The sequence below is a fragment of the Fictibacillus nanhaiensis genome (assembly GCF_042686385.1).
Lineage (GTDB): Bacteria > Bacillota > Bacilli > Bacillales > Fictibacillaceae > Fictibacillus > Fictibacillus nanhaiensis.
The window spans coordinates 465,170-491,068 of record NZ_JBHUPF010000006.1 but is presented as its reverse complement, the minus strand read 5'-3'; the positions used below and the strand labels follow the sequence as shown (position 1 = coordinate 491,068).

The 25,899-nt window shown below is 33.4% G+C and carries 23 protein-coding genes; 3 read left to right on the top strand and 20 right to left on the bottom strand.

Annotated elements, in window-relative coordinates; translation table 11 throughout:
- Positions 1–314 precede the first annotated feature (314 nt).
- From ACFS5O_RS06195 to ACFS5O_RS06125, 15 genes are all read right to left on the bottom strand, one after another.
- A complete protein-coding gene (locus ACFS5O_RS06195) occupies positions 315–1,130 on the bottom strand; it encodes an ABC transporter permease (RefSeq protein WP_318300119.1) in 816 nt (271 codons plus the stop codon).
- On the bottom strand, positions 1,130–2,110 hold the full coding sequence (locus ACFS5O_RS06190) for an ABC transporter ATP-binding protein (protein WP_205725121.1): 981 nt from the start codon (positions 2,108–2,110) through the stop codon (positions 1,130–1,132). Before ACFS5O_RS06190 ends, ACFS5O_RS06195 begins: the two co-directional genes overlap by 1 nt.
- Positions 2,111–2,126: 16 nt before the next feature.
- The gene (locus ACFS5O_RS06185; protein WP_205725120.1) at positions 2,127–2,936 is read right to left on the bottom strand and encodes an ABC transporter permease; all 810 of its coding nucleotides are present in this window, start codon (positions 2,934–2,936) and stop codon (positions 2,127–2,129) included.
- Between the two features lie 27 nt (positions 2,937–2,963).
- On the bottom strand, positions 2,964–3,629 hold the full coding sequence (locus ACFS5O_RS06180) for a CPBP family glutamic-type intramembrane protease (protein WP_205725119.1): 666 nt from the start codon (positions 3,627–3,629) through the stop codon (positions 2,964–2,966).
- Between the two features lie 234 nt (positions 3,630–3,863).
- A complete protein-coding gene (locus ACFS5O_RS06175; RefSeq protein ID WP_205725118.1) occupies positions 3,864–4,118 on the bottom strand; it encodes a PqqD family protein in 255 nt (84 codons plus the stop codon).
- Between the two features lie 15 nt (positions 4,119–4,133).
- Positions 4,134–4,958, bottom strand: coding sequence for a nucleotidyltransferase domain-containing protein (locus tag ACFS5O_RS06170; RefSeq protein WP_205725117.1), 825 nt, complete (start codon positions 4,956–4,958; stop codon positions 4,134–4,136).
- Positions 4,959–4,960: 2 nt separating this feature from the next.
- Positions 4,961–5,590: a CYTH domain-containing protein gene (locus ACFS5O_RS06165; RefSeq protein WP_205725116.1), complete on the bottom strand. Its 630-nt coding sequence runs from the start codon at positions 5,588–5,590 to the stop codon at positions 4,961–4,963.
- Entirely contained in the window at positions 5,580–6,599 is a 1,020-nt protein-coding gene (locus tag ACFS5O_RS06160; protein ID WP_205725115.1) for an LLM class flavin-dependent oxidoreductase, read from the bottom strand. Before ACFS5O_RS06160 ends, ACFS5O_RS06165 begins: the two co-directional genes overlap by 11 nt.
- Positions 6,600–6,866, bottom strand: coding sequence for a phosphopantetheine-binding protein (locus ACFS5O_RS06155; RefSeq protein WP_205725114.1), 267 nt, complete (start codon positions 6,864–6,866; stop codon positions 6,600–6,602).
- Positions 6,850–7,488: a dTMP kinase gene (locus tag ACFS5O_RS06150; protein ID WP_205725113.1), complete on the bottom strand. Its 639-nt coding sequence runs from the start codon at positions 7,486–7,488 to the stop codon at positions 6,850–6,852. Before ACFS5O_RS06150 ends, ACFS5O_RS06155 begins: the two co-directional genes overlap by 17 nt.
- Before the next feature lie 4 nt (positions 7,489–7,492).
- Positions 7,493–8,146 (bottom strand): dTMP kinase, encoded by a 654-nt coding sequence (locus ACFS5O_RS06145; protein ID WP_205725112.1) that lies wholly within the window; start codon positions 8,144–8,146, stop codon positions 7,493–7,495.
- A 13-nt stretch (positions 8,147–8,159) separates the two neighbouring features.
- The gene (locus ACFS5O_RS06140; RefSeq protein WP_379838824.1) at positions 8,160–10,466 is read right to left on the bottom strand and encodes a glycoside hydrolase family 3 N-terminal domain-containing protein; all 2,307 of its coding nucleotides are present in this window, start codon (positions 10,464–10,466) and stop codon (positions 8,160–8,162) included.
- 120 nt (positions 10,467–10,586) lie between these two features.
- Positions 10,587–12,659, bottom strand: a complete 2,073-nt coding sequence (locus tag ACFS5O_RS06135) for a glycosyltransferase family protein (RefSeq protein ID WP_205725110.1) — start codon at positions 12,657–12,659, stop codon at positions 10,587–10,589.
- A complete protein-coding gene (locus ACFS5O_RS06130; protein ID WP_205725109.1) occupies positions 12,637–14,643 on the bottom strand; it encodes a radical SAM family protein in 2,007 nt (668 codons plus the stop codon). Before ACFS5O_RS06130 ends, ACFS5O_RS06135 begins: the two co-directional genes overlap by 23 nt.
- Positions 14,644–14,696: 53 nt before the next feature.
- Positions 14,697–15,710 carry an Ldh family oxidoreductase gene (locus tag ACFS5O_RS06125; RefSeq protein WP_205725108.1) on the bottom strand — a complete coding sequence of 338 codons (1,014 nt, stop codon included), beginning with the start codon at positions 15,708–15,710 and terminating at the stop codon, positions 14,697–14,699.
- 286 nt (positions 15,711–15,996) lie between these two features.
- Between ACFS5O_RS06125 and ACFS5O_RS06120 the strand changes: the two genes are divergently transcribed.
- Positions 15,997–17,274, top strand: a complete 1,278-nt coding sequence (locus tag ACFS5O_RS06120) for a helix-turn-helix domain-containing protein (protein WP_205725107.1) — start codon at positions 15,997–15,999, stop codon at positions 17,272–17,274.
- Between the two features lie 174 nt (positions 17,275–17,448).
- Here ACFS5O_RS06120 and ACFS5O_RS06115 read toward each other — a convergent pair whose 3' ends face one another.
- From ACFS5O_RS06115 to ACFS5O_RS06095, 5 genes are all read right to left on the bottom strand, one after another.
- Complete coding sequence (locus ACFS5O_RS06115) at positions 17,449–18,654, bottom strand: UTP--glucose-1-phosphate uridylyltransferase (RefSeq protein WP_205725106.1); 1,206 nt, start codon at positions 18,652–18,654, stop codon at positions 17,449–17,451.
- Between the two features lie 403 nt (positions 18,655–19,057).
- Complete coding sequence (gene hepT, locus ACFS5O_RS06110; RefSeq protein ID WP_205725105.1) at positions 19,058–19,465, bottom strand: type VII toxin-antitoxin system HepT family RNase toxin; 408 nt, start codon at positions 19,463–19,465, stop codon at positions 19,058–19,060.
- Entirely contained in the window at positions 19,455–19,847 is a 393-nt protein-coding gene (gene mntA, locus ACFS5O_RS06105; RefSeq protein ID WP_205725488.1) for a type VII toxin-antitoxin system MntA family adenylyltransferase antitoxin, read from the bottom strand. The genes hepT and mntA overlap by 11 nt, the downstream gene beginning before the upstream one ends.
- 223 nt (positions 19,848–20,070) lie before the next feature.
- The gene (locus ACFS5O_RS06100) at positions 20,071–20,910 is read right to left on the bottom strand and encodes an ArdC family protein (RefSeq protein ID WP_205725104.1); all 840 of its coding nucleotides are present in this window, start codon (positions 20,908–20,910) and stop codon (positions 20,071–20,073) included.
- Positions 20,911–21,493: 583 nt separating this feature from the next.
- The gene (locus ACFS5O_RS06095) at positions 21,494–21,835 is read right to left on the bottom strand and encodes a hypothetical protein (protein WP_205725103.1); all 342 of its coding nucleotides are present in this window, start codon (positions 21,833–21,835) and stop codon (positions 21,494–21,496) included.
- Between the two features lie 211 nt (positions 21,836–22,046).
- On the opposite strand from ACFS5O_RS06095, the gene ACFS5O_RS06090 reads away from it, so the two are divergent.
- Both ACFS5O_RS06090 and ACFS5O_RS06085 read left to right on the top strand, forming a co-directional pair.
- Positions 22,047–22,742 (top strand): ABC transporter ATP-binding protein, encoded by a 696-nt coding sequence (locus ACFS5O_RS06090; protein WP_205725102.1) that lies wholly within the window; start codon positions 22,047–22,049, stop codon positions 22,740–22,742.
- An 88-nt stretch (positions 22,743–22,830) separates the two neighbouring features.
- On the top strand, positions 22,831–25,341 hold the full coding sequence (locus tag ACFS5O_RS06085) for an ABC transporter permease (protein WP_205725101.1): 2,511 nt from the start codon (positions 22,831–22,833) through the stop codon (positions 25,339–25,341).
- The last annotated feature ends 558 nt before the right edge of the window (positions 25,342–25,899 follow it).

Genomic DNA, 25,899 nt, shown 5'->3' with positions numbered 1-25,899 from the left:
ATTAGAAGTTTGTAATTCTATTCTTTGTGAATTCACATGAATTTTTAGAGTAAGGAATAGAATAACGACCAAAACTTTCAATTTAAGTTATAATTCAGGCAAAAGGCATTATCACTTATGGAAACCAATGAGAAATAAAATATTTTAGAAAAACCTTGAACATATCACAGCAAACACTAGCAATAGGGATATGCTCCACTTCTTACCTAAGTATCGCTTTTGTTTTAAGGGGAAAAACCACACACAGATCCTTAGTAGAGACCAGTGTATGGTTTTTTTAAGCTAATAAATATTAAAAATATTTCTTTCTATATTTAGTATAAAGCCATGGAACCATTAATCTTAGAATTTTTTTCTGCTTTCCTAATAATCCAAGAAGTTAGCAATATAAATACTATTATTACTACAAGCAAACTATAAATCATAGTTGAAACTTCAAATAATGATGCACCTCGCATAACAATTTCACGATAAATTAAAAGAACATATGATAACGGAAATAAATAAGAAATAAATTTTCCCCAAATAGGTAATACCGGGATAGGTATCCTTACACCAGAAAATAATAATAGAGGTTCTTGTATTATTAAGAAAAAAAAGCCAGCATCTCTTGAAAATAAAAAGATAGCATTTAAAAAGCCACCCCAAACAACAGCAGATATAATCAATAAAAATAAAGATAACGGAATACCCCACCAATTATGAGGTTGTATATCACCAAAGAAAAATAAACCTAAGACAGTAAATACAAAAAATAACCATACTCCTTCTAGAAGATTAGCCATTGCACGTCCGTAAATAACAGCTAATCTAGATACCGGCGACAAGAATATCAGTTCAAGTGTGCCACGCGCTCGCTCCGGTGCCATCTGAAAGGCAGATTGCATTAAACTAAAATAAAAAATATAACCCAGGTATCCAATGAGTAAAAAAGATCCAATTTCTTGATTGCTCACATACTCTGACAAAACATTTTCACTTTTTGTATCAAAGGGTTTAAAAGAATAATAAGCCGAAAAGAATAATATTATTGGCCAAACCAAAAGCGAAAAATAAATCATATTGGTATGAAAATATAAAAAATGACTTTTCTTAAATTCCGCCATAAAAATGGTCATTAGATTCTTCATCACGCTACACCATTTTCTAATTGCAAGATAGCATCTTCCAGTTTTGGTTTCTCTATATAAAGTGAGATTAAATTAACGTTGGAATTATAGATAGTTTGAACGACTTCTGTTGTAATATCTTTTTTACTTTTAATTGAAATTAAAATCCCCTCTTCATTTGACGATATTTCTATATTTGCATTATGTAGTTCAATAAGGGTTCTTAAATTATTATTTAATTTATCGTTAATTTCTGGAACCACTATATTTAAGACATTTCCATGGGTAATATTAAAAACTAGATTTTTGGGAGTATCATGCATAATGATTCTTCCATTATTTGCAATATAAACGCGATCACATAGTTCTTCTATTTCCTCAAGATAATGGCTAGTTAGTACTATACCTTTTCCTTCTCGATGAACAAGTTCTTGAACGAATTCACGTAACCTTTTAGCTACACTTACATCTAGTCCTAATGTAGGTTCATCCAAGAAAAGGTATTTGGGATCGTTTATTAAACCTCTTGCTATCTGTAGTCTTTGTTTCATTCCCTTTGAATATCTTTCTACAGGTGTATCAGCTGCTTTTTCTAGTCCTACTTTTGATAATAAGTAGTTAATTCTATCTTTTAATAAACTTCCCCTTAAACCGTATAAATTTCCAAAATACTCTAAATTTTGACGGCCGGTTAGTCTAAAATATAACATTCTTTCTCCACCAGCTATCATGTTAACAATTGATTTGACCTTTAATGCATCTTTAACTACATCCATACCATCTATTGTGATCGTACCAGATGTAGGAGAGAGTAGGGTTGACATCATTTTTATTAGTGTCGTTTTACCTGCACCATTCATACCTAAAAGACCTACAATTTCTCCAGGATTAACATAGAGATCTACTCCGCAAACTGCCTCTGTTTGTCTTGTTTCACTAAAAAATAAAAAATTTCTATGTTTATTTATATAAGTTTTATAAACCTGTTCAACTTTAATCATGTTATATCCTCCAAAATTATTCGGTAATCTTTTCTAATATGTTTTTCTCAACTTTAATCAATAGATACTTACCAATCAAGAAGTAACATGTTGTGAGCATAATTAGATATGAGATTGACTCAAAACTACTTACAAGTTCTCCACCTAACATAATAGTCTCGCGAAAGGCAACAAGTCCAAAGGTAAGTGGCATTATTTTACTTAAATATTGTAACCAGTCTGGAAGGTACTCAATTGGGAAAGAAACACCTGAAATTAAACCCATTAAAGTAATCAGTGTATTTTGTGTAATATATGTATCCCTAAACCATACCATTATTGCTCCTAAAACTAGTGCCTGTGAATAAAAAGAAAATATAATTAACACCAAGGTAATACTTGCTGAAATAGGGTTTATATTAGTAATATCTAAGCCAAAGAAAAAACCCATAACTAATATTCCAATAAATTCAATTCCAACTAACATTAAGCCCTGTAACATACATCCTAAAAAATATCCTTGCCTTGAGGCTGGACTCAAAAAAATGGTTTCGAGGGTTCCTTGTCTTAACTCTGAGATTAAGGAACGGCTTACTATTAGTAGGACTGAAATACTAAGTATATACACAGTACTACCCAAAACAGCGAAAGTTATATAGTCACTTGAACCGGTATACTTTATAAAACTATCGTCTAGCTTTCCATTAAACATAATTTTATAAATTAAATAAGAAAATAAAATCATATAAAATCCACTTAATAAACTTCCGATTATTGAAGTGTATGGTAATGAATGTCTCATTACTAAGTAGTTTCTTCTAAACGTCGCTTGTATTGTAAGAAACATAGTTTTACTTTCCTCTTTTCATGAAATTCATATGGAATAGTTGCTGTTATATTTGCGGGGTAAATAATAGCAAAGACATGTAATAACAAGATTTGGAGAATTATATATTAAATGTCCCAAGATGGCTGGAATAATAGATCCAGTAAGTTCAATTGATATAGCCCAGAATAAACTTAGAGAAAAAATAATCATATATGTTTTTATAGTAAACGTTTTTTTTGTACTAGGCTGTAAAAAGTGAGCAAGTGTAAATAATATTGAACACATCAATATTTGAGCAGCTACGGGCCATGAAGGGACCAAACCTGGAAGGAAATCACGATAAAATAATTCTTCAACAAATGCACTTCCTATAAGTGTCCAGCATGAGATGATTAAACGTCGTAGATTTATAGGCTGAATAATGTAATATATATCTTTACTTAAATAAACATTAAAATCTTTAAATTGTAACATTATTCCGACAAAGGAGGCTAAAATAGCTATTCCATATCCTAACCAAATTTCGTCTGTAATCTGATGACTGAATGAGGGCTCTCCTATAATTATTGAAGGAATAAGAAAAGGTAAGAAAAAAAGTAAGTGCCTTGAAAAATCCGCTGTTAACGAATTACGAATCTTTATTCTGATTAATTGTGAAAGATAAAACGAAAGTAAAAATACACCAATAAAAATGAGAAGCTCAATATACATTAACAGTGTCACACCCTTTTGTAGATAAAGTTGAGTGATGTAGGGGAAGGGCAAATCTAGGATTTTTTTCTTGAACTATATTTAAGTTTTTTCTTATGTTATCCCTGGATAATTGCAGCCGGCATTTTTACTTTTACTACTTTAGGCTTTTTGTAAGTCATTAAAATCACCTCCTTTAAGTATAAATCTCCCATTAATACCCTTCCTCGACATCACTCAACTCATTTATCTTTCCTATTCTATCTCTATTAACTTATCTTCAAGTAATTCATTGATGAATTCTATTACATCTTCTGTAATGTCATTGACGCTTTTATTGTATTTTTCTGCTATTTTCTCTGAAATTTGCATTACCGTATTTTGCCCATCTAACAATTGCCATATTTCTAGACCCACACCGTCTAGTAAAAAAACCTCATTATGTTTAACTGCATAAGTTTTTCCATTGATAGACCTGATTTGAACAAAAATATCTTTAACGACTGTCATATATATAACTCTCCTTTATACTTCCTGCTTCGTTTTTAGTTGTTCTTGTATACCGATGTTAATTTCTTGGCAATACTTCACACATTCACGAATATAAATTTTTACAGTAGCAGGATCAAAATTAGAATTTTGTAATTCCATAAATTTAGAGAAGTAATTAAAATCACCTGTAGTTTCACTCAATCGCTGTAATTTGCGATAAAGCCATTTTACATTTGGATTAGTTTCCCCATGCAATGCTAATAAAGCTGTAAATGTAATTTCTACTAATCTTTTTGCTCGAAAAAATGCCGTGCCATAATCTTTTGAAATGAATGCTCCCTGTAAATCCTCAAGAGTCCCTGCAAAAGCTTGTGATTCTGTTACTGCGATATAATATCGAAGATTATCAAAATTTATAGTTTTTAAAAATTCAGAAAATTCTGCGTGGTTAATTATTGATTTTGCATATTTTAAACGATGCAAAAAATCTATTTCACCCTTATTTAAAACCATCTGAAAATCCGTATTTAAATCAATATTGTTAATTGAATTTTTGATATGATTTACCTTATCTGAATTCCAATATGTAAAATCATAACGGATACCTTCGTGAATGATATTGTGAACTAATGAATACATACCTTCAAAAAATCGCTGTTCTTCATTAGATAAATTTATATCTTCCGAAGTAGGATCGTCTGAACTTATTACAAAGACATCTATGTCAGAGGTTGCGTTTCCAAATCCCTCCATAACAGATCCACCAATATAAATCATTGAGTTCTCAATATCTACCCACGGAATATGCTGTAATATTATTTCTGGATGTTTAAATATTTCTTCAACTTTCTCTAACATATCTACACCCCTTTTAAACTATTTTTATCTTTTAATAATGCTAAAAAACGTTTATACTTTCCCTTTTGATTACTCACATATTTAATTCCAATTTTTGATAACATCATTAATAACTGATTAGCTTCTTCAGGGTTTATATTTTCAATTTCTAGTTCATAACTATTTACAGCATTAAAAAATATAGAGTGATCTAGAGTTAAAACAAGACCGGATGGCCCTTCTCGTAATTCACGATAATTTTTTATACTCCCAAGCATTAAAAGCTGTTTACTGCGGTCAAATAGTGAACTCAATAATTTCAAACCCTCATTATTAATATGATTTAGAATATATTGAGGATTATCTTTAATAGTTAAAAAAGTTTGTTCTGTAATTATGGTATTGTATTCTTTTGATTTGGATATTAAATCTCTGTCTTTTGAAGTCTTATGTTTTAAACATATACAATATTGATTTTTTTCAAAACGAATACGTAAAGTAATATGTTTAGAACCTAATTCATAATCAAATGTATCAAAGTAGTAATTTATTTGCTCTATAGATTCTTGGTGTAACTTAAACATTTTTTTTAACATGATAAAATCTTTAGCTTCTAAGAGTAATTTCAATTCTTGTTCAAGTTCAACTTTCAAAGTTTATAGCCTCCTTACTACCTCTCTTATTGATGTAATCTTTTACAATATTTATTACATTTGCATTCTCCTCATATTCTTCTTGAGGACTTGCTAATATGATATGTTTAACTCCACATTGAATGTAACGAAACAAATATTCTGCTACTTTTTCATAATTGCCTACTAAGAAAGGAGAATGTGATCGTCCACTTAGAACTGAACCTAACCAGTAGGTCTGATCATACACCTCATTCTCAGTAAGTAATGCTAATCTTTGTTTCCAACTAGATTCTGATTCTCGGTTAAACTTACATCTTATATAAGCCAATCGATTCGTTGGAAAATAATCCTTTGCTACAGACCAGGCTTCAATATCCGTTTTTCTAGTGATTATTCCAATTCTAATCCCTAGCTCTCTATTTTCTTTATATTTGTGAACAAAATAGTTTTTAAACATGTCAATAGGCTCTGGATTAGTTAAAGAGATATTTTCATTTGATCCCCCATTATCGGAAGAACCACCAATAAAGAACTTAGGTAAAATATTCTTTTTTATCCCCGGTTCGAAATAACGTAAGTTGCGATAGTTGTAATAATCTCCCTCATAAGTAAACACGTCTTGATGGGACAACAATTTTTTTACAATATGTATATATTCATTTAATCGAATGTATCTTTCAGAGTGATTAATTTCATCACCCACTTCTTGCAGTTCTTTAGGATTAGAACCAGAGATCATGTTAAGATAAACTCTTCTATTATATAAGTAAGCTACTGACGCAATACTCTTAGCCAGTGTAAAAGGAGGCATACTGTAAGGCTGTATAGCTATTAACGGAATAAATTTAGTTGAATGTTGTAGTATTTTTAAAGTTAGAACCCATGGATCTGGTACTTTATGGTTGTACTGAATGAGTGCACCTGTAAAATTAAATTTCTCACAAGTTTGAACTATTTCAATAACAGCTTTTAAATAGTTCCTATCCCCTATACCTGGAAGCGATCCATATACTTCTAGTTGTGACATTTAAATCTCCCCAGCTTCCAATTTAGTATTTAACATATTTACAATATTAAGAATGGTAGAAAAGTTATTTAACACTAATTCCTCATCGGTAAACAAGATAAGATATTCAAGTTCTAAGGTATGTACTAGTTTTGCAGCTCTCTTAGAATCTAGTCCTAACTTTAAAAGGTTATCGTTAGAAGAAATTTCATTTTCTGTTTGTAATAAGACTTTTAAATGGTCTTTTGTTTTTAAAGATAATATCTCTTTCTTAATTTTGGTTAGCATATAATTTTTCCTTTATCATCTCTTGATATACTCTTTCAACGATTTTATCGGCTGTTAAATTTCCATTAATGATGAGGTCTGTTCTAGCAAATTCTAAGTATTTGTTTCTTGAAACATTTAAATAAGAGGCATATTCATCTTTATCAAGAGTATCCTCTGAAGCATGAGGTTGACCAAATCCTATATACCAAGTAGAATTTGCTCTTGGTGAAGTCCTTTTCAAACTTTCTTCTGCTGATAAATCTAACAATATTGTTAAATCGGGCTTAGCTGCAAAACGGTAGGCTTCTTCAACAAAACTTCTAGGTAAGCCTCTTACAAGACCGCGTACAATTCCTGTATATACATAACGATCAGCGATGACAACTTTTCCTGACTGGAGGGCTGGAAGTATCTCTTGTTCATGCCGAAATGAAAAGTCTGATAAATGCATCATAAAATATAAATATGGATTATATAACAACCCATTCTTTCTTAAATAATAGATTGCTGGATGAACTAGGTCATAGGAATTCCAGCTAGTTGTAACCACTTCACGACCATCTATTTGTAGTTTTTTTACTAATGAATTAATGAGAGTCGATTTTCCACAACCATGTATTCCTTCTACTACAATAAGCATTATTTCACCCCTGTTTTACACACCTACTAAGTAAAGGCTCTAATTCTAGCAATATATCTTGATATATTTTGTCTGGTTCTTGCGTAGCATCAATCCAAGAAAAATTACAAACTTCTTTTAATTCTCTATAATTCGAATATAAATTGTTTTGATATTTCATGAAGCTAGGTTGCAAGCCTAGTAGAGGATTAACATCATTTCCAGAACTATAATAATAAAGATTAGGATGTCTTTTAAGACGCCTTTCTATAGATTTTTCAGGCGGTAAATCAAGAAAAAAAATTATATCTGGTTTCCTAGCAAAGGAGTACAGATTCTGGACATAATTAGCTGGAATTCCTCGATAGGTATCACGTGTATAAGCAGTTGGATAATATCGATCTGCTAAAACTACTCGATTTTCTTCTAATGCAGGCAGGATTTCCTCAAAATATCTTCGACTAAAATCTGTTGCGTGGAGTATTGACCATGTAATCGGAGTAAACAATTTATTTTTTTTCGCTTGACCGATTAACGGACTGATTACTTCATCACTATTCCAACTGGTTTTAGTAAACTTGTATTCATTGTCATTTAAATACTTACTTATATAATTGATCTGAGTACTTTTCCCACAAGCACTAATACCTTCAAATGCTATAAGAATTCCCTTCTCCATTTGATATATCTCCTTACTCAAGTGTAAATGGAACCTGACCTTTTGCTTTTAAATTACCAGATAAAAACTCACATAATGACTTAATCGAAACCTTATGTGGGCTATAAATAACAATGCGTGCTATATCATCTTTTCCTAATAAAGTGTCCTGAGGATCTCCTAAAGCTACATGGACTATTTGCTTTCTATGTTTCTTCAATTTACTAATAATGTGTAAAAAATAGTTGATTTCATCATTGTTAGACTGAGACAAGTTATAAGTTGAGACAACTATGTAATCTGCCGACTGGTATTGTAACTTTGTTTCACAATCATCTGCTTTAATCTCAATATAATTGACATGTGAAAAATGTTCTTGAAACATGACAAACATGTTATTTGTGATTTTCCAAGAACTATCCGCTCTTGTTAACTTTTGTGGTACAAGGTTAATTAAGAGAATCTTATCATCGGGCTTAATTAATATATCTTTTGAATTTTTTATCAAAGTAAGACTTTCATCTGAGACGATCTGAGCTAATTCAATATGTTCTTTCTCTGCTATCATGGAACTTCTTTGTATTAATGGTTTAACACCATATCTTTCACGCATATTCCATATTCTTCTAATAGACTCATTTATTCTTTCTTCTGAAATTCGACCAGAAAGAACACTTTCTAATAATGCTTCATAAACTTCTATCTTTTTATTGACCGAGTTGCTATTTCCTTTTTGCATAGCCCTTAGATCATATTTTTCTTTTGAGAAGTCAGGGTCAATCATTATAATGTCTGCTCCAGCTTCAAATGCTCGAACAGCTACCTCACCTAAATTCTTAAATTCCTTAATGAGAGCGGGAATACTTAAGTTCTCAGTAACAATTACTCCCTTAAACTTTAAGGTTTCTCTTAAAATATCAATCACTTTTTTCGAAATAACAGCGGGAAATTCAGGGTCAACATCAATTATCTTTAAGTTTGCTACCATTACAGCAGCTACATTTGCGTTTATAGCTGCTTCAAAAGGTAGAAGATCTTCACGATTAAGTTTTTTGATACTTGGTATTTCTTCATGAGAATCACTATTTGATGGCCCTAATCCTGGAAAATGCTTTGCGGTAGCAGCTACTCCTTCTTCTTGCATGCCACGGATAAACTCAGATGCTAGTACAGCTACTTCAGTAGCTTCACTTCCAAAACATCTAGTCCCTAGTGAAGGATTAACAGTGTTATGAAGTACATCGCATACTGGAGCAAAGTTCCATGTTATTCCTAGGTTGAACAGCTGCTTTCCAATAGCTCTACCCGTTAAATAGGCAAATTTCTTATTATTCGTGGCTCCAATTGACATATTCCCTGGAAAAAGGGTAAAACCTGACATGTCGATTGTATTAAGCCGTCCCCCCTCTTGGTTTATGGTCAACAGAGGTGGTATTGAGCTTAGCTCCACTATCTTCTTTATTTTAAATTCCAACTCTTCTAAGTTTTGGATCCTATCTTTATTAATCTTATTTAACCCTACTCCAAAGTTTTGGATTAGCCGCTTATCTTCTACATCTAATAAAGGCCACTCAAATCCAGGCTTAATAATAAGACCGATCTTTTCCTCTAAACTAAGCTCAGATATATCATCAATTCCCTCTAGAATCGGCACTTGTTTAATTCCTAGTATTGTTCGTACAAAAAATGAATATGGTACTCTTATGTTCTTACTTTCAATTTGTCCTTTAGAATCACTACCACCAGACATTAATAAATTAAATCTTCTTGAAAGTTTCTTTAATATATCTTGTTGTGTTTTATCTAAATTTGGATGAATCACTTCAAGTCCATCAATGCCTTTTATTAAAGTTCGCTCTATTTTTTCAACAGAAATATCTGAACAAACCAAAATTGTAACTCCGTTATACTTTTTAATTAAATCAACTGCATTTTCTAACTGAATTTCTTCTTTATTCGTAAGAATGTTTAAATCATAAGAAAAATTGGATGTTAAAAGATTTTGTCCATAACCAAGAAGACAAATAGGTAGATTTTGAAATAGTGTTAATATCTCAACTCCTGGTATTACTTTTATGCCATATCTTTCTCCAGTTTTAACTGCTTCGGACAGACCGTTAATATTATTTCTATCAGTAATACCTATAACTTCTAATCCTAAGAAACGTGAAGCTTTTACAATTTCTGTCGGTGAGTATTTCCCTTTACCATGATTGGTGTGAAGGTGCATATCAATACATCCAGTATTTTTTTGATAATCACTTTCCAAATTTAAGCCCATTCGAACAAACAATTCATAGTCATGTAAAGCCTCTTCCTTTGTAAGACTAGAAATTTTCATCCAATCTATTAAATTAATTTCTGAATGTTGAGCTTTTATAATCAGTCACACCTTTCAAGGCATAGGTATTCTATTACCGATCAATTTTGTCAATTACTAATAGAATATGTACATTTTTATTTAGGAATATTGTTTGATGTCTACTATCTCAATCTCTTTATTACCTGTTAAAGACTTTAACTTTTGTTCTTCAAGTACAAAGACTGCCTTGTTAAAACCGCCATTTTCTTTAATAAATTTAATTGACTTCTTTTTAATAAGTGATTTTTGTCCGTGCCACTTAGCTTGAGACTCTACTGTTTCTAACATTTCCTCATAATTACGTTGTACACCCATATTATCTTGCTCATATTTATGAAGGGTACTTACTCCAACTTCAGAAATTTTGAATCCTGCTAAAGATGAAAGTAAAAGGAGTTCAGTATCAAAACTTAAACTTCTATCTCTCATATTCGGTAATATCTCTAATAGTAATGAACCTTTGACTGCTTTAAATCCAGCTTGTGGATCATTAATAAAATTTAAATTTAGAAGTTCTTTAACAGCCTTTGCATACAGCATAGCAGTAACATTAGGTCCTTCCTCTAGATAATAACCATAAGAATCATCTAAACGTCGTGAACCAATAGTTACTCCTAAATTTCTCTCGCTTAATAGTTTTGAAATTAATAAACCAGCTTCTTCAAGAGGATATGTTAAATCGAAATCCGAAAACAGTACTATATCTGTTCCTGCTTTTGCAGCTTCATATAACCCCCATATAGTACTACCACCCTTTACGCTGTCATTCTCTGCATCATTCAAACCAACAAGAACCGGATTTTGCTTTTCTATATTAAATTTAAGATTTTTATTAATACATTCTTGTAAATAATAGATTCTGTACATGCCTGTTTGATCAGAATTATAATTACAACTAAACTCGTTTGACAGAATGCTCTCCGCCACTTTTCCTGAACCTGTAGGGTCACCATCATCAACAAAAGTGATCTTAATCTCAATATCTGGATTATCAGCAAATAACCAGTCGACTTGAAAAAGTTTAGTTCTTAAAGCGTTTTGTCCCATAGGATTTTCAAGTGGATCTAATATGCGGTTGCCTTCATTCCCCATTGGAACAATAATTTCTATTTTAGTAAGCCTATTTACCTCATTCATTGCAATTTTAGATTTAGCCATCTTAATTGATGTAATAAATCCAAGATGATGTAGATTGTTAACAAATTTATGTTTATTTGCCTTTGATATCGCTTTACAGAATTTAATAAGTGTTTTGTCATCAAAGTCCATAACGGGTTTTAACCCCTTATATCCAGTAAGTTTGTCTGAGATAAAATGTAAAAGTTTTCTTCCTTTTTCACATGATCCCCAACGAACCTTTGGATCCCAGATAATTTCTTTAGCTTCGGCGAAATCATTAAGGTGATTAAAAATGAGATGGTATGCAGTAATTAATACTTTTTGATTCTTTTCTAAAGGTACCCCACTTTTCAACCCTACCTCATCTAACTTCTCCCATAATGAATCCCATTTTAAATCTAGATTTTTATTTTTTTGAGATCGTTGTGTTACATTAATAATTTTTTTCCAGCTTTTCTTTACAGCTTGATTAACAGAAGAATAGTCGAGGCATTCCCTCAAAATGTCATCTGAATTGGAAAAATTATCTATGCTATTTTCCAATAGGCTCAGTTTTAGTTTGATAGATTCCAAATATATATTTGGATTTTCATTATTGATATTCTCTTTGATTAGTTCGTCAAGAGACTTTTCCCATAATTCAATCACATGAGTTAAATTACCAGTAAGGTTTTTAAGTATCTTAGTAATATCCGAAACTAAAGAAGTAACTTGTTGACGTTTATATGAATATTGTATGTTGAATAATTTTTCATCAATAGACTCGGTAATACTTTCAAATCCGTTCTTATTATTTAATGTTCTACTCATATTTGATAGAACATTAATTTCCTCATCACTGAATGACTTTTTTTCTAAAAAATCATCAATAAGTATTTTTAATGTCTCTGGATCCGCAAGTAACAAATCATCATTAAAAATTCTCAGATTTTTGTTATTACCGATATACAGTAACTCGATAAGGGGATCTATGACATTTGTGCGGAGTCTATCTTTTTCTAAATCAGTAACAGTTGGTAAGAGTTTAGACTCAAGTTGTAGTAGCAAGCTCATTATCAACAACACCTTTCAAAATTTCCTCTTTTGATAACTTAGCACCTAATACATATCCCATTGCTTTTAATGGTAGATCTTGTCGCGATTCTAATTCATCAAGAATTTGGTTATAAAATGGTAAATATTTTAATTCTACAAGACCCTTAATGATTTTTAAATCTGAGGTACTAGCAGCAAACTGCAAAGCTGCTTGTCGGTGTAACTCTAAAGGAATTTCCCTTTCAAAAAAAGGACTTTTTCTTAATAATGGATGCTTTGCTCTTACAAATACTGCTCCCTGATTACCAAAACTAAGATTTGGCTGATCTTCCATAAAAGCTCTATTATCTTTAACTAACACTTTTAGGAATTGCTTTGGAGTAAGTACTGGGAAAAGTAAATTTTGTTTTAAGAAAGTTCTCTCAAACATTGAAATTTCACCAAATAGAATAACTTCATCTGGTGTAATTTTATAAGTTAAATCAGAACGTTCAATTCTTTCTAATAGATTATTTACTTCATCTTCTGTTGGCATAATTGCGTTAAAGCAGACGTTGTGCTGTTGAATTGGACAACGCTGAGTACAGTTTTTTTCAGGTAAATCCCAATGTGCATTATAATCAGCATAATAACCACCACGGGCTACAATTCTGCTACAAGACGACCTTCTAAGAATAGATGGGCGTTTTTGAGGCTCTACATCAGCATAAACATCTTCAAAAATCCTTAAAATACGTTCCTCTGTTTCACGAGAAAGCATTTTATTTCCGATTGTAAATGAACCCTGTGGTAATGGTAGTCCATATTCCATGAAAGATTTTTTATGATCATCCGAGAATTTCAAACCACCAAATGAAACAACTTTAACTCCTGCTTCTTTATAAACGTTCCATACGGAACGAATGCTCTCTTCACTCGTGTTTAATCCTTCAGCAAGAGGACGGAAGTATGCAATAGCCCTTATTTTTTCTGACTTCATTATACGTTTTAAAAAGTCTTTTCTCTTTGCACGACTCGCTGGCTCAATCGATTCTGGCATCTCAGAATAACAACAATTTATATCTAAATCTATATTCTTAAGCGACTCTAACTCTTTGATCTGCTCATCATTTAAGAAATATTTAGTAATACAACTTACTCGATTCGTTAAGCCTAAATCGTCCAGCATACGCAATGCTTGAATTGTCCGCGGCCATATCTGTGGTAAAAATGCTTCAGTTGTCGACATATGTAAACCGATTGGTGTTATATGAGGCGTAAACCAAGGATGAGCGAGTAATCGTGCAACTGCTTCTTCCGCCTCTTTAAAACCTGTAGGTTTCCAACTACCTAAATAATTGTCTACCGTATCACCTTCACGTCGATAACAATAAGCACACATCAGTGGACACCCGATTCCAAAATCGACAGACATTCCACCTTTCATCTGTGAGACCATATAACTTGTATTTAAACCATCTGGCCCAGCGTTACGTTGGCTTTCTAAAATTTGATCCATAGGTAGAAAAGGCTGAAACCCCTCTGGTAATTTTTTCTTTAAGGATAATGGCTCTAAGGGTGAACCAACGATCCCTGGATATTCATAACTTAATTTAATGGCAAAAAATAATATATCTTGTTCATCTGAATTTAATTGATACTGAATAGTTAATGGTTTTAATACACGATTATGAATTTCTAACAACGGAATCCTTCTATTATATTTATCATGGAGTAATCTTTCTTTCGCAACAGATTCAAGAGCTTTAACTAGCCCGTTCTTCCCAAAGATTTTTGAAGCTAGATTTATCATTAAAAAACATGCAAGATAAGAATTTTTATAGCTTCTTAATTCTTTATCATAAGTTTCCATAATTAGTATCCTGGTGTTACGTTCACTAAAATTTAAAATGTCATTTTTTTCTATAAAGTTGTTGGCAACACTCTCAACATGGTCAAATTGTTGGTTGTTTGCCTTGCTCTCGATCTCTTCAAACTGGTGGAAACCTGAAATTCGTTTCATAAAATATCCTCCTTAAATTTTATTTACAGGATAGTGATTCCTAATAAAAATTGTCATTCCCATGGAAATTCAACAGACAATTTATTTGCTACTTGGTAGAGTGTGTGTAAGTGTGTTGAATCAATTTCAATTCCGATTTGCTGTGACTTCTGATGTTGATTAAATGCTCGCTCACCTGGCAATGTAATCTTTTCTATTTCTGTTTGAGTATTCGAATTTCGAATATCACGTATAAATTCGTCTACAGAATTTAAAAATATATTTAAATCACTGAAAACTTCTATGTTTAAAGCTATAAAGAGTTGTCCTCTTCTGTTTTGATTTTTACTCTTATCCTGGTGCCTTCCCAGCAGTCTAGTCAAAATACTCATTACGACTGTTAAACCAAAACCTTTGGCTTCTCCAAAGGGTAACAGGGTAAATGCATTTACAGGATCTGTTGTAATAAGGCCGTTTATATCAAGCGCTTGCCCTTCATTCAACTTAATACCTTTTTCTTCCATTTCTTTGATTCTTCCCCACGAAGATGAGCCACACGCCATATCGAGCACAATTGCCGGTTCTTTTTTTGCAGGTATTGCGAAGGAAATAGGTGCATTGTCTAAAAGACGATCTATTCCACCAAATGGAGCAACACTCGGACTCCCAGTTTGACTAGTTGTAAAACCAATCATGTTCTCATTACTAGCTAACATGGAGTAGCAAGCAGCTGCTCCATAATGACTGCTATTTTGCACAGCAATAACTCCAATACCTGTATGCTTTGCTTTTTTTATAGCCAATTGCATAGCGTAAGTACCTATTACATGACCCAGCCCATTATTTGCATCAATGGTACATATACTTAAAGTTTCTGATTCTATCTTAATATTTGGTTTAGTATTTATAGATCCATCTAACAACTTATTAATATAACTTAATAAATGTTTAGTACCGTGAGATTTAACTCCTCTTGAATCTGTTAATACTTGTAGATCTGCTATTGTCTCAGCATCTCTGTTCGGTATACCTACTTTTTTATAGCAGTTTGAAACAAATTTTTTTAGATTCTCATTTGAAATATTCATGTTTTACGAAAATAAACGTTAAGATTTAATTATCCATGGTAAAATGTCATCATCACTAACGACAAACTCTCTAGCTTCAATGTTGAGACTCCCAACAAAAATACAACCAATCAATAAAAAAAGTGTTAACAACCTATACATAATATTTTCCCCTTTAAAGTAATTAATACTAACATTTATAATTAACTATAACTTACTTACATATTTTAGAATTTATTTAAGATTAATGTCAATATTTTTTTACACATTTATGGAAAATATGTTATAAATCGACACCGGAGGCCATATGGATATTAATACCAAAATCGGACTGAAAACTAAAGAAATGAGAAAAAATCTTGGGCTGACACAAAATGACCTTGCAGAAGGGATTGTAAGCAGGAGCTTCATAAGCCAACTTGAAAAAGGTAAAGTAAGTCCTTCGTTAGATACCTTAGAAAAAATTGCAATGCGACTTAACTGCACAATCGGAACTCTTGTGGATTCCAAAGAGCAGTACAATCCTAATTCTAATGATTTAGTAAATATTCTTGAAAGAATAGAAAAGTATATTGTAGAAATGAACTTTGACAAAGCAATTGCTTTAGAGGTTTCTCTATCTTCATTTGAAATTGATAGTTTAGATAGAGAGCTTTTAAGTAAATATCTGTGGATAAAAGGGACAATTTTTTTTGAAAAAAAAGAATATATTGATGCGAAAATATATTCTTTAAAAGCTCTTGAGAGTTATAAGCTATATAATGAAGCAGAACTAGTTAAAATATATAATTTACTAGGAAAAGTTAATTTCAAGTTAGGAGAATTTAATGAGGCAATAACATTTTTTTCTAAAGCACAATATTTCTCTCAAAAATATTCCGCAAATATTAATTTGAGAATTGAAACATTATTTAATTTTGGAGTCTTACATGCTCACGCTAAGGAATACATGACTGCTATTTATTATTTAAGTGAAGCTGAAAAATTGAATTTAAACACAGAGACCCTATATAAAATGGGTGAAATTTATATGGCATTAGGGGTTTGCTATAAGAATATTAATAACCTTGCGAAGTCTGTTAAACAATACGAAAAAGCTTTAATTTACTTTAATCTCGGGGAAAACAACAAACTCTATGCAGGTGTATTTATAAATTTAGGATATTTATATAGAAAAATGGGAGATTATATTTCTTCTAATGAATATTTATGTAAAGCTATAGATATTTATATTAAACTTAACGAAAAAACTCTGTTAGTAGATGGTGAAATTGAAATTGGAAAAAATCATGCATTTCAACATGAAATAGTGGCCGCAAAAAGCCGAATCAGTAAAATCTCTAAATATCAGCTAAATAATAAACAAATGGGTCTTCTTTTCTTTTTGAGAGGTTATATTAATATATTGGAAGAAAAATATGAAAGAGGGATAAAACTCTTTGAAGAGAGTGAAAACCTATTATGTGAAAATGAAAACCCAGAACTTTTAAATGAAATATATAATGAAATTGCTATATTATTAGCAAACTATGGCTTTTATAAAGATGCTTCTTCGTATTTTCAAAAAGCCAAAAATAAAAATTAATCCAGTAATCCTTTTCGACATAATAGCACTTAAGTTTTATATATAAAAATGTTGTTGAATTGGCAAAAGAGGAAAGAACCAATCAGTTCTTTCCTCTTTTGTATTATACTTTTTAATTCATTTGAACAATAGTTTTTGTTTAGGCATATCAATTGTCGAATCCACATATATTATTCAAAAAAGCATCTTTCTAGCACTTTCTAAGCTGTCCTCCCCAGATCGATTTTTTACAGGTGCAAACTCCTTTTCTCTTAGTACTTGTAATACAGACATGCTCTCTGCATATTTAAAAATATCAAAATAAAATTTTTCTAGCTTATACCCATTTGGGGCATTCGATTTAATTGTTTTACCATTTTCATTTATTGTAGGAATAATTTTATGTGCAAAATGATAAGGAAGATTGATATTTACTGTATCTTTAAGAAATGATAAAGAAAAAAGATGAATTCCAATATTAGAATTAAAAAAATTTTCATCCTCACATTCCTCTTCACTCATTTCTGAATATTCTATAACAGAAGGCCTTCCCTCAGATAAACAAAAGATGCCTACTTTTTCACCTGGTTCTCTTTTTTTAACTGCTTTACTTGCAACTCTTGAACCCTTTTTATCCGCAAAACCAATAAACAAAGGATCAGCAACTTGAACAAGAGCATTATCAATGTTATTGAAAAACACCCATTTAATTCCCTTTTCTGCTAACTCCCTTAATACTCCGTTTGATTTCATTGAAGTAAATACTCCTCCGTTTCCGTTGGGAGCCATTGAAATTTTTGACTTACTCTCAAGAATTAATTTACCTTTAGGAGTTATTGTGGGAATTAAATCTTGTTTAAAGAAAAAGATTTGATTGGGGTTACAGTTAAAGTAATTGTTATTTCTAAAATAATCCCTGGTTTCTTTATCATTTATAGGACTTGTCATTATATACCAAGGAACTATAGAATCTGTTTTTTTCTCTATTTTTCTCAGTCTTTCAGCCTGTAAGGCAAAAAGAGATTGTTTAGTTGAATCACTAAAACTTATTGTGCCTTTTGGTCCGTCGTGCCCAAGTCTAGTTCCCTGACCTCCTGCTAACAGTACAACTGCTACTTTCTTTTCTCTTAGTAATTGTAGACCCCGTTCTTCATACATTTTTCTTTCCGAATCGCTAAGGTTTGAAATTGATTCATACTCTATCGGGGTAATTTCAGATCTTTGTTTAAACGAACGATTAGATAGTTGTTTATATGCTTTTTCTATTTCTTCAAAATTTATTCCACTGATCTGCTCCAGTAATGATTCCTTTTCAGTTGCATTCAATTCGTTATAAAATGTTAAAAGATGTCCCTGATCATAATAATCAATTTTTCTTTTTAAAAGTTCATATTGTTCCATTTACAAGCTCCTTGGCTTTACAATTTGTATGAAAAGTAAAAAATATAGTTTTAACAAAACTATATTATAATTCTATTCAGTTCTCAGCTTTTACGCTTTTAAAGAAAATTACAAGAATACATTTTCTAAGAATTACAACAAATATAAAAATGTTTTTTCTTCTTAATTTTACATACATCATATTTCGCTACTTTGACTCACAGATCTTATTCATACAATACATAATGTCATTATAACCCAATTCAACTTATTGTTCGATATAAACTGAAAATAATACCTTTCTTTACTGAACCGTTTGTTGAAGACATTTGAATCGATTCCATAGAAAAACACACTGCTATTTTTTACAAAAGCAATGCGTTTTTTAAGTTTGTATGTAAGCAAAATTGGTAAAACTGGATTTCTACTTATATGCCAAAATTTGTTCAGTGTAAGTTTTAAAGTCTATTAGATGTTTCTCAATAATCTTTTGTACAATTTCAAGGTTCACTTCTTGATAGTCATGAACAGCAATGTTGCGAAACCCTACCATTGCCTTTAGTCCCTTACATAGGTCCATTGTGATGATGTCATTCTGCTGTAGGAGATCAAACGTCTCTCGACTCGTTTGTGGAATTCCTAGTTTTTTTTCTGCCACCACATGCATGCCGAGATCAATCGCCGCTTCACAAGCACGTTGGATATTCAAAATGATCGAATCTTGTTTCGTAAAGTTTTCTAAATTTAGTGGGTTGTTATCATACTCTTCATTTATCCGCTTTAAGCATCGTTCGATGATGCTAATCTTGTTTAGTATCACATCATTTTTCATAGATCGATCCACTCTCTTCAATTCTTTTCATCACGATTTCTCGTTCTTCGTTCAACTTAGCATACATTTTTAACGTCTTCATCTCAAATTCCATCCTGCGTTTATCATCTCTACATAATATCGTTTTACCGGATTGAATGATTTGAGCCGCAAATACCGTAGAAACGTTATTCAAATCAACAAGATCTACGTCCTTATTAATCAGTGCAGCAAGCTCTTGAGACAACATAAATCGATTGTACTTCTCTATTTTTTGATCACTCAAATATGCGATATCTAGATCACTGTCTACTCGATCTGTTCCTTTAGCCGTGGAACCGAAAACAACAATCAGATAAGTTTCTAGTTTTTCACTTAGAAAAGATATAACTTGTTCCTCCATTTTACGGTCCACAAAAACACCTCCAGAAGTCTATAGTTCAGTATATGACAGCTTACCTAACTACTAATCCTATAAAAAGTATATCATGAATAAACCTTTACTTATCTATTCGCTTTACTAATTCTTTAAGAGCTTTACCTCTTATCTCCTTTTGCAGGCTCGATGCCTGCTTTATTAAATAAAAAACATCGTTTTTTCTCCATGCGTGTAAAAAAAGCTCCTGTTAAGGAGCGATTCTTACTACCTCTACCTCTGTACCGAGAATATAATCGGCCGCTTTTTGTGCTTGTCCAGCAGCTTGTACGACCAAGCGACTATCTTCTTTTAACACGCGTAACCAGCTCTCGATATAACTCGCAGAGTTCGGGATTGTGTTATCGATACCCGCTACCCCGCATAACATCGCCGCTCCCATCTCTGCCACAAGCTCTTCTTTGGAATAGCTTTCATCACCGAACGCAAAGTGTTTAGAGACAATTGCTTCTCGTTTCAACCGACATTCATGCCCCGTAGAGTGGACCATCTCATGAAACAGTGTGCTGTAATACTCTTCTCTTATCGTAAAATCTTGTAGTGGCGGACAGTTGATGCGATCAATCAGTGGCATATAGACCGCACGACCTCGATAAGAACTATAGTCTGGCGCATCCCTATACCCTTTAACGATTTTTTCTGCCTCTTGGATAGGATCATGATCAAACGTCTCATCGCTTCTTTTACTCTCTAATCCCTCTACTTGGGTTAGAACATTGAATACCCTGTAATAACGGAGGTACGGAATTTTATCTTCTTTTTCGTCATCCTCTTCCTTCTCTAGCCACGTCCAGAACACTACCATATGAGATTTAGCCCCTTTCCTCACCTTCCCTCCCGCTTCTGTGATTTGTTTAAACGTCGCGTACTCTCCAGCTGGAAGTAAAAACGTGTTGATCCCACGATAAGGTTTCTGCGTCTTCCAGTTCACTGCGCCACCATTCACCCATGGTCGTCTCCATGGAACTACCCCTTTTTCTAGCTCTTCCATGATTCTCTCTGTCACCATCTCGTATACACTTTTCTTCATCGCCCTTCTCCTCCTTTTGTATTCCGAATCGAATCTCTTCCCCTAAAGGGAATGATTTTGCCCCTTTGTTCGAGAGAGGGAGAAAAAGAAGCCATGACAGACGGTCAAGGGTTTTAGCACAAAAAGTTTTTGATTAAGCGTAGCTTAAAAGTTTTTTGCCCCTTGAACCGTTTGACGTGATCATTTCGCTTCTCGTTGGGAAGGTTCGGGTGCCCTACCAAAGAGAAGGGTAGTGGAACGGCTTCTTTTACGATTCGGAAGACAAAGGGCAAGAAAAAAGGCAGCCGCTTTGGCTGCCTACCATGTTATTCTTTAATCTTTAAATTCTCTTATCTTTATATTCTCTTTTCCTCATGTTCTTTTCTTTTCTTATAAATCACTCTACTTTCTCCGGCTCGTTCGATACGGCCGAAGGTAAACGGAACAGGAACGTACAGATTGTTTTACAAGCTGTCGTTATCGGTTCGTTTAGTGTCGAAGCGACGAGAACCACTTGTTTTGTGGTTCTTGCTGCCGGACTAAAAGGATCTTTCCTTCTCTAATCTATATTCTCTATTCTCTATTCCTAAATGCTTAAGATAACTTACGAATGATTGTTAAACTCATTGTGATCTTCATTTGGTTTGTAAAGGGTAAGTAAAGGTAATCCCAACAGAAAGATAAAGAGGATAGGATAAAAGATGAATAACCTAAACCCCCAACTCTTTCCTAACGTGAAGTAGCCGATCACCATCACAACCATTCCCTTTAACAACGCAGACAACCAGATGATATAACTCGGTTTCTCTCCGATCAACGTTTCATAATACAGAAAGAAATATAACCCTACAAAGAACAAAGATTTAAACAGACTTATCATATTGATCGACAGGAAAAGGATCAACACACAAGTAGTGATAAAGGTAGGAAGAACCTTGTTTTTCATGAATCACTCTCCAAAATAGAATTACGACTTTGGCTTTATGCTAATCAAAAATACAACAACAGAAGAAAGAAGAAAGATATGAACAACCACCTATAAATCCCCATAAAGTAAGCCTTTCTCCTGCTTAAGTTGATATATAAAAAATTACCCCCCAATTTGGAATTTATTGTTAAAATAAGGTAAGTGATTTTCTTTAAAAGGGGGATTTTTTATGAACCAATCATTCATATGTAAAGGTGTAAGTAAAACATTTGCGGGAGACGGTGTGCAAACATTTGCTTTAGAGAATATTAACATCAGTTTCCATCCCGGAGAATTTATATCCATCGTCGGTTCGTCCGGATCAGGTAAATCTACACTCTTAAGTCTCTTAGGAACATTAGACTTCCCAAGCTCTGGCGAGATTTTCTATGGCGATCACGCATTGAATACGTTTAACAACAAAGACCTTGCTGACTTTCGTTTCACCCAGATTGGCTTTATTTTTCAACAGTTTCACTTACTCCCTTCATTGACAGTAGAAGAGAATGTTATGGCACCTCTTTTAACAAAGAAAACCAACTACAACAAGAAAGACCGAGCCCTTTCCCTATTAGAGATGGTCGGTCTTAAAGACAAAGCGAACGCTCTCCCCTCACAACTTTCTGGTGGACAACAACAGCGCGTAGCGATCGCACGAGCACTGGTGAATGAGCCCCAATGGATTCTAGCGGATGAACCCACAGGCAACTTGGATTCTGAGAATGGCTCTATGATTTTTGAAATCATCCAATCACTAAATATCGAAAAAAAATGCGGGGTTATCTTTGTGACCCATGATATGAACCTTGCCGAAAAAGCAGATCGTGTGATTTATATGAAGGACGGAATGATCACTGAAGATAAGCGAGGTAACATGATATGCTGAAGTTTATCTTCACCACTGGATGAGACATAAAGAACGCTTTATCCTCCTAATTGTTGGTGCTTTGGTGATCAGTTCAGGATTAAGTTTCATGTTCAATCTCACAGAGACAAACAAAGGAACGATTGTTGATACCCTTCAGAAAAAATGGTCATCTTCGTATGATATTGTGGTTCGCCCTAAAGGAAGTACGATGGAAACAGAATCAGAGAACTTGTTAGAACCGAACTACTTGAACGGCATTAACGGTGGTATCACAACTAATCAATATGAACAAATAAAAAAGATGGATAATATAGAAGTCGCAGCTCCGATTTCTATCGTTGGTTATGCGATGCTAGGCGTGGTATTAGAAGAAAAGTTAAATTTTAAAGAACCTGGCATTTATCGTGTAAGAGAAGAAATCATAACAGACACAGGTTTAACAAAAGAGAAAAGCTACAACACGAGCTTTTACACCGTTCGTGGAAATGAACAACCCTTGAGCCCCGCTCATGGACTTCATAGTCAGTACCAAGGTGAACTCGCTCCTAAAGACTTTAACTTACTCGTGGCGATCGACCCTGAACAAGAAGCTAAATTGGTCGGTCTGAACAACTCGATCCTCACCTCTGATCAAAGTCGTTATTTTAATAGTGAAGATACAGCTCGTATAGTACCTGAAACGAATGGTTTTCATATACCAGTACTCATTAACACACAATCCTTTAACAGAGGCTATCATAAATATACCGTTGAAAAACTATCTGTACCTTTTCAATCAAAAGAAGAGCGAAAAACAACTCTAGAAAAAATAGCGCAAGAAGGCGGTAAAAAGTATTTAGAGTCACTTAAAACGGAAGAGATTTCACTCACAAAAAAGATAGAGTCTAAAGATATCGAAGATCTTTTCTTTGATCAACTAGCGGGGTCAAACAATACCGAATTAAAAGGAAAAGCAACCGAGGGTTCGATGTTGCTCTTTCAATCAGGGAACTTGAAATATAGCAAAGTAGACAGCCCGTTTCCTGAAAGATGGAACAGTGGATTCCAAGTTGAACCATCGAACATGGTAATCGAAGAAAACAATCCAAATTTAAAAGAATTACTTCCAAGTGAGGGATTTAGAGACGTTGATGTAATCGAACAAGAGTTCAATACACCTGACGGACCGCTCAAGATGAATCCTTTCGTAAACTACAAGTATGTAGGATTCTACGATCCTAACAAGATAACGGTTTCGAAGGACCCGCTTAACGAACTTCCTTTAGAAACGTATCGTCCTTCTCGTGCTTCTTTGGTACTCGACGAGAACGGGAAACCCGTTAATCCATCCAAAGAGGTTTCAACAGCTGGTAACCCAGCGGGTCTTCTGACGAATCCACCTAACATCCTTACCACAATGGATGCAGCGGCAATGATACATGGTGAAGATGCTATTTCGTCGATTCGTATTAAGGTGAAAGGTGTAGAAACACTTGGTGAGAAATCTGAAGAAAAATTACAGAATGTCAGAAAACAGATCGAGAGTCAAACCGGTTTGGTTGCGACTATAACAAGAGGATCATCTCCGCAGCCTGTTATCACAAAAGTGACCGATGACTCTAAAGTATTAGGGTGGATCGAACAGCCATGGATCCATTTAGGAGCTTCCATCACGATCTTCAAAGAAACAACGATGGGCTATTCAGGAATTATTTTATCCATGGTTGCCGTAGCCATTGTTTATGTACTAGCCAACAGTTACGTCTCGTTACTTGCGAGAAGAAAAGAATTTGCTATCCTGCTCTCCTTAGGATGGCAGACTAAAGATCTTATAAGAATAGTCACTATAGAAAGTGTGATGATGGCAACGTTTGTGTCTCTTGTCGCCATAGTCGTTGAAACGTTCTTTACGGTTAACTACGGAGAACCGTTTAACGTGTTAAGTATATTATCTATCTCATTCTTTAGTTTTGTTATCTACTTGACTGGAGCCGCATGGTCTTCATATACCATCGCAAAGATTAAACCGTATGAAGCCATTAAATCGGGTGAACACTCTAAAATCTTTAAGAGCCAAATCCATGTTAATAACCGACTGATGCTTGTAGTAAAAGAAATTTTCAGTAAATGGAAAAGAAACCTACTCTCCATATTCTCAATTGCTCTGCCAGTTGGTTTATTAACCTTCTTCATCTTCATCACTTATCAGTTGAATGGGGTGTTGTATACATCATGGCTTGGTCAATTCGTCGCAATGGAAGTGGATAAAACGCACTACCTAACACTTATTATCGGTCTACTCATTTCCATACTAACCACAGGTGAGATTATGTGGCAGAACATATCTGACCGTAAACAAGAGATTGCCGTACTAAAAGCTGTCGGGTGGTCCAATCAATCCGTACGGTACTTAGTGGTTTTAGAAGGATTGTTCATAGGACTTCTAGCAGGTGTGATCGGTTTAGTCATCACACTAACCACCATCTATCTCATGTATCACATATTTCCGATTGATCAGTTTTACATCTTTGTAGCAACTCTATCTGTGCCTGTTCTTGTAGGCACTTTAGCCTCTGTTATCCCAGCAGAGATCGCATCAAAAATCAATCCGTATGAAGAACTCAAAAAAGCGAGTTAAAAAAAGTACCCTTCCTATCTAGGGAGGGTACTCTTCTGTATGATTCAGGTCTAACTTCGATAGTTTTTTTCTGACAGTTTACCTCATCTTTAGTTACCTATCTGATCGAGATCGAAGGATACTCATATGAAAAAAAGGTAAAGAAACACTGTTTCTTACAGGGTGCTTGTTGTAGATAATAAAACATCCCTTTCACAACAGTGTCACTGAAGATGAAGATTAGATATGAGAATAAAACCACCCGCTATTAAAAGAAGGGACATTCCTAAGATCCAGAAGACAGGAGACGTTCCTCCTATATACAGGGGAAGTAATTCTAAGATTACCATCTAAAACTTTTTATCTTTGTCTAACTTCTTGAAATCCTTGTAATCATCTAGGATATAGAAGATTCCTAAAGGAAAAAACAGAAACCCAATACACAAGAAGTTGTTACCAATTGACATAATCACTTTTACTTTTTAGCTTGATATCGACTTTTTCTTAGATAACTTAAACTTAGCCTATCTCTGTACAAAAAAGAATAGATTCCGATACTGTTAATAGGTAGAATGAATT

Coding starts and splice junctions, on each gene's coding strand:
- ACFS5O_RS06195 (WP_318300119.1), bottom strand. CDS start 1,130: ATGAAGAATCTAATGACCATTTTTATGGCGGAATTTAAGAAAAGTCAT.
- ACFS5O_RS06190 (WP_205725121.1), bottom strand. CDS start 2,110: ATGATTAAAGTTGAACAGGTTTATAAAACTTATATAAATAAACATAGA.
- ACFS5O_RS06185 (WP_205725120.1), bottom strand. CDS start 2,936: ATGTTTCTTACAATACAAGCGACGTTTAGAAGAAACTACTTAGTAATG.
- ACFS5O_RS06180 (WP_205725119.1), bottom strand. CDS start 3,629: ATGTATATTGAGCTTCTCATTTTTATTGGTGTATTTTTACTTTCGTTT.
- ACFS5O_RS06175 (WP_205725118.1), bottom strand. CDS start 4,118: ATGACAGTCGTTAAAGATATTTTTGTTCAAATCAGGTCTATCAATGGA.
- ACFS5O_RS06170 (WP_205725117.1), bottom strand. CDS start 4,958: ATGTTAGAGAAAGTTGAAGAAATATTTAAACATCCAGAAATAATATTA.
- ACFS5O_RS06160 (WP_205725115.1), bottom strand. CDS start 6,599: ATGTCACAACTAGAAGTATATGGATCGCTTCCAGGTATAGGGGATAGG.
- ACFS5O_RS06155 (WP_205725114.1), bottom strand. CDS start 6,866: ATGCTAACCAAAATTAAGAAAGAGATATTATCTTTAAAAACAAAAGAC.
- ACFS5O_RS06150 (WP_205725113.1), bottom strand. CDS start 7,488: ATGCTTATTGTAGTAGAAGGAATACATGGTTGTGGAAAATCGACTCTC.
- ACFS5O_RS06145 (WP_205725112.1), bottom strand. CDS start 8,146: ATGGAGAAGGGAATTCTTATAGCATTTGAAGGTATTAGTGCTTGTGGG.
- ACFS5O_RS06140 (WP_379838824.1), bottom strand. CDS start 10,466: ATGAAAATTTCTAGTCTTACAAAGGAAGAGGCTTTACATGACTATGAA.
- ACFS5O_RS06135 (WP_205725110.1), bottom strand. CDS start 12,659: ATGAGCTTGCTACTACAACTTGAGTCTAAACTCTTACCAACTGTTACT.
- ACFS5O_RS06130 (WP_205725109.1), bottom strand. CDS start 14,643: ATGAAACGAATTTCAGGTTTCCACCAGTTTGAAGAGATCGAGAGCAAG.
- ACFS5O_RS06125 (WP_205725108.1), bottom strand. CDS start 15,710: ATGAATATTTCAAATGAGAATCTAAAAAAATTTGTTTCAAACTGCTAT.
- ACFS5O_RS06120 (WP_205725107.1), top strand. CDS start 15,997: ATGGATATTAATACCAAAATCGGACTGAAAACTAAAGAAATGAGAAAA.
- ACFS5O_RS06115 (WP_205725106.1), bottom strand. CDS start 18,654: ATGGAACAATATGAACTTTTAAAAAGAAAAATTGATTATTATGATCAG.
- hepT (WP_205725105.1), bottom strand. CDS start 19,465: ATGAAAAATGATGTGATACTAAACAAGATTAGCATCATCGAACGATGC.
- mntA (WP_205725488.1), bottom strand. CDS start 19,847: ATGGAGGAACAAGTTATATCTTTTCTAAGTGAAAAACTAGAAACTTAT.
- ACFS5O_RS06100 (WP_205725104.1), bottom strand. CDS start 20,910: ATGAAGAAAAGTGTATACGAGATGGTGACAGAGAGAATCATGGAAGAG.
- ACFS5O_RS06095 (WP_205725103.1), bottom strand. CDS start 21,835: ATGAAAAACAAGGTTCTTCCTACCTTTATCACTACTTGTGTGTTGATC.
- ACFS5O_RS06090 (WP_205725102.1), top strand. CDS start 22,047: ATGAACCAATCATTCATATGTAAAGGTGTAAGTAAAACATTTGCGGGA.
- ACFS5O_RS06085 (WP_205725101.1), top strand. CDS start 22,831: ATGTTCAATCTCACAGAGACAAACAAAGGAACGATTGTTGATACCCTT.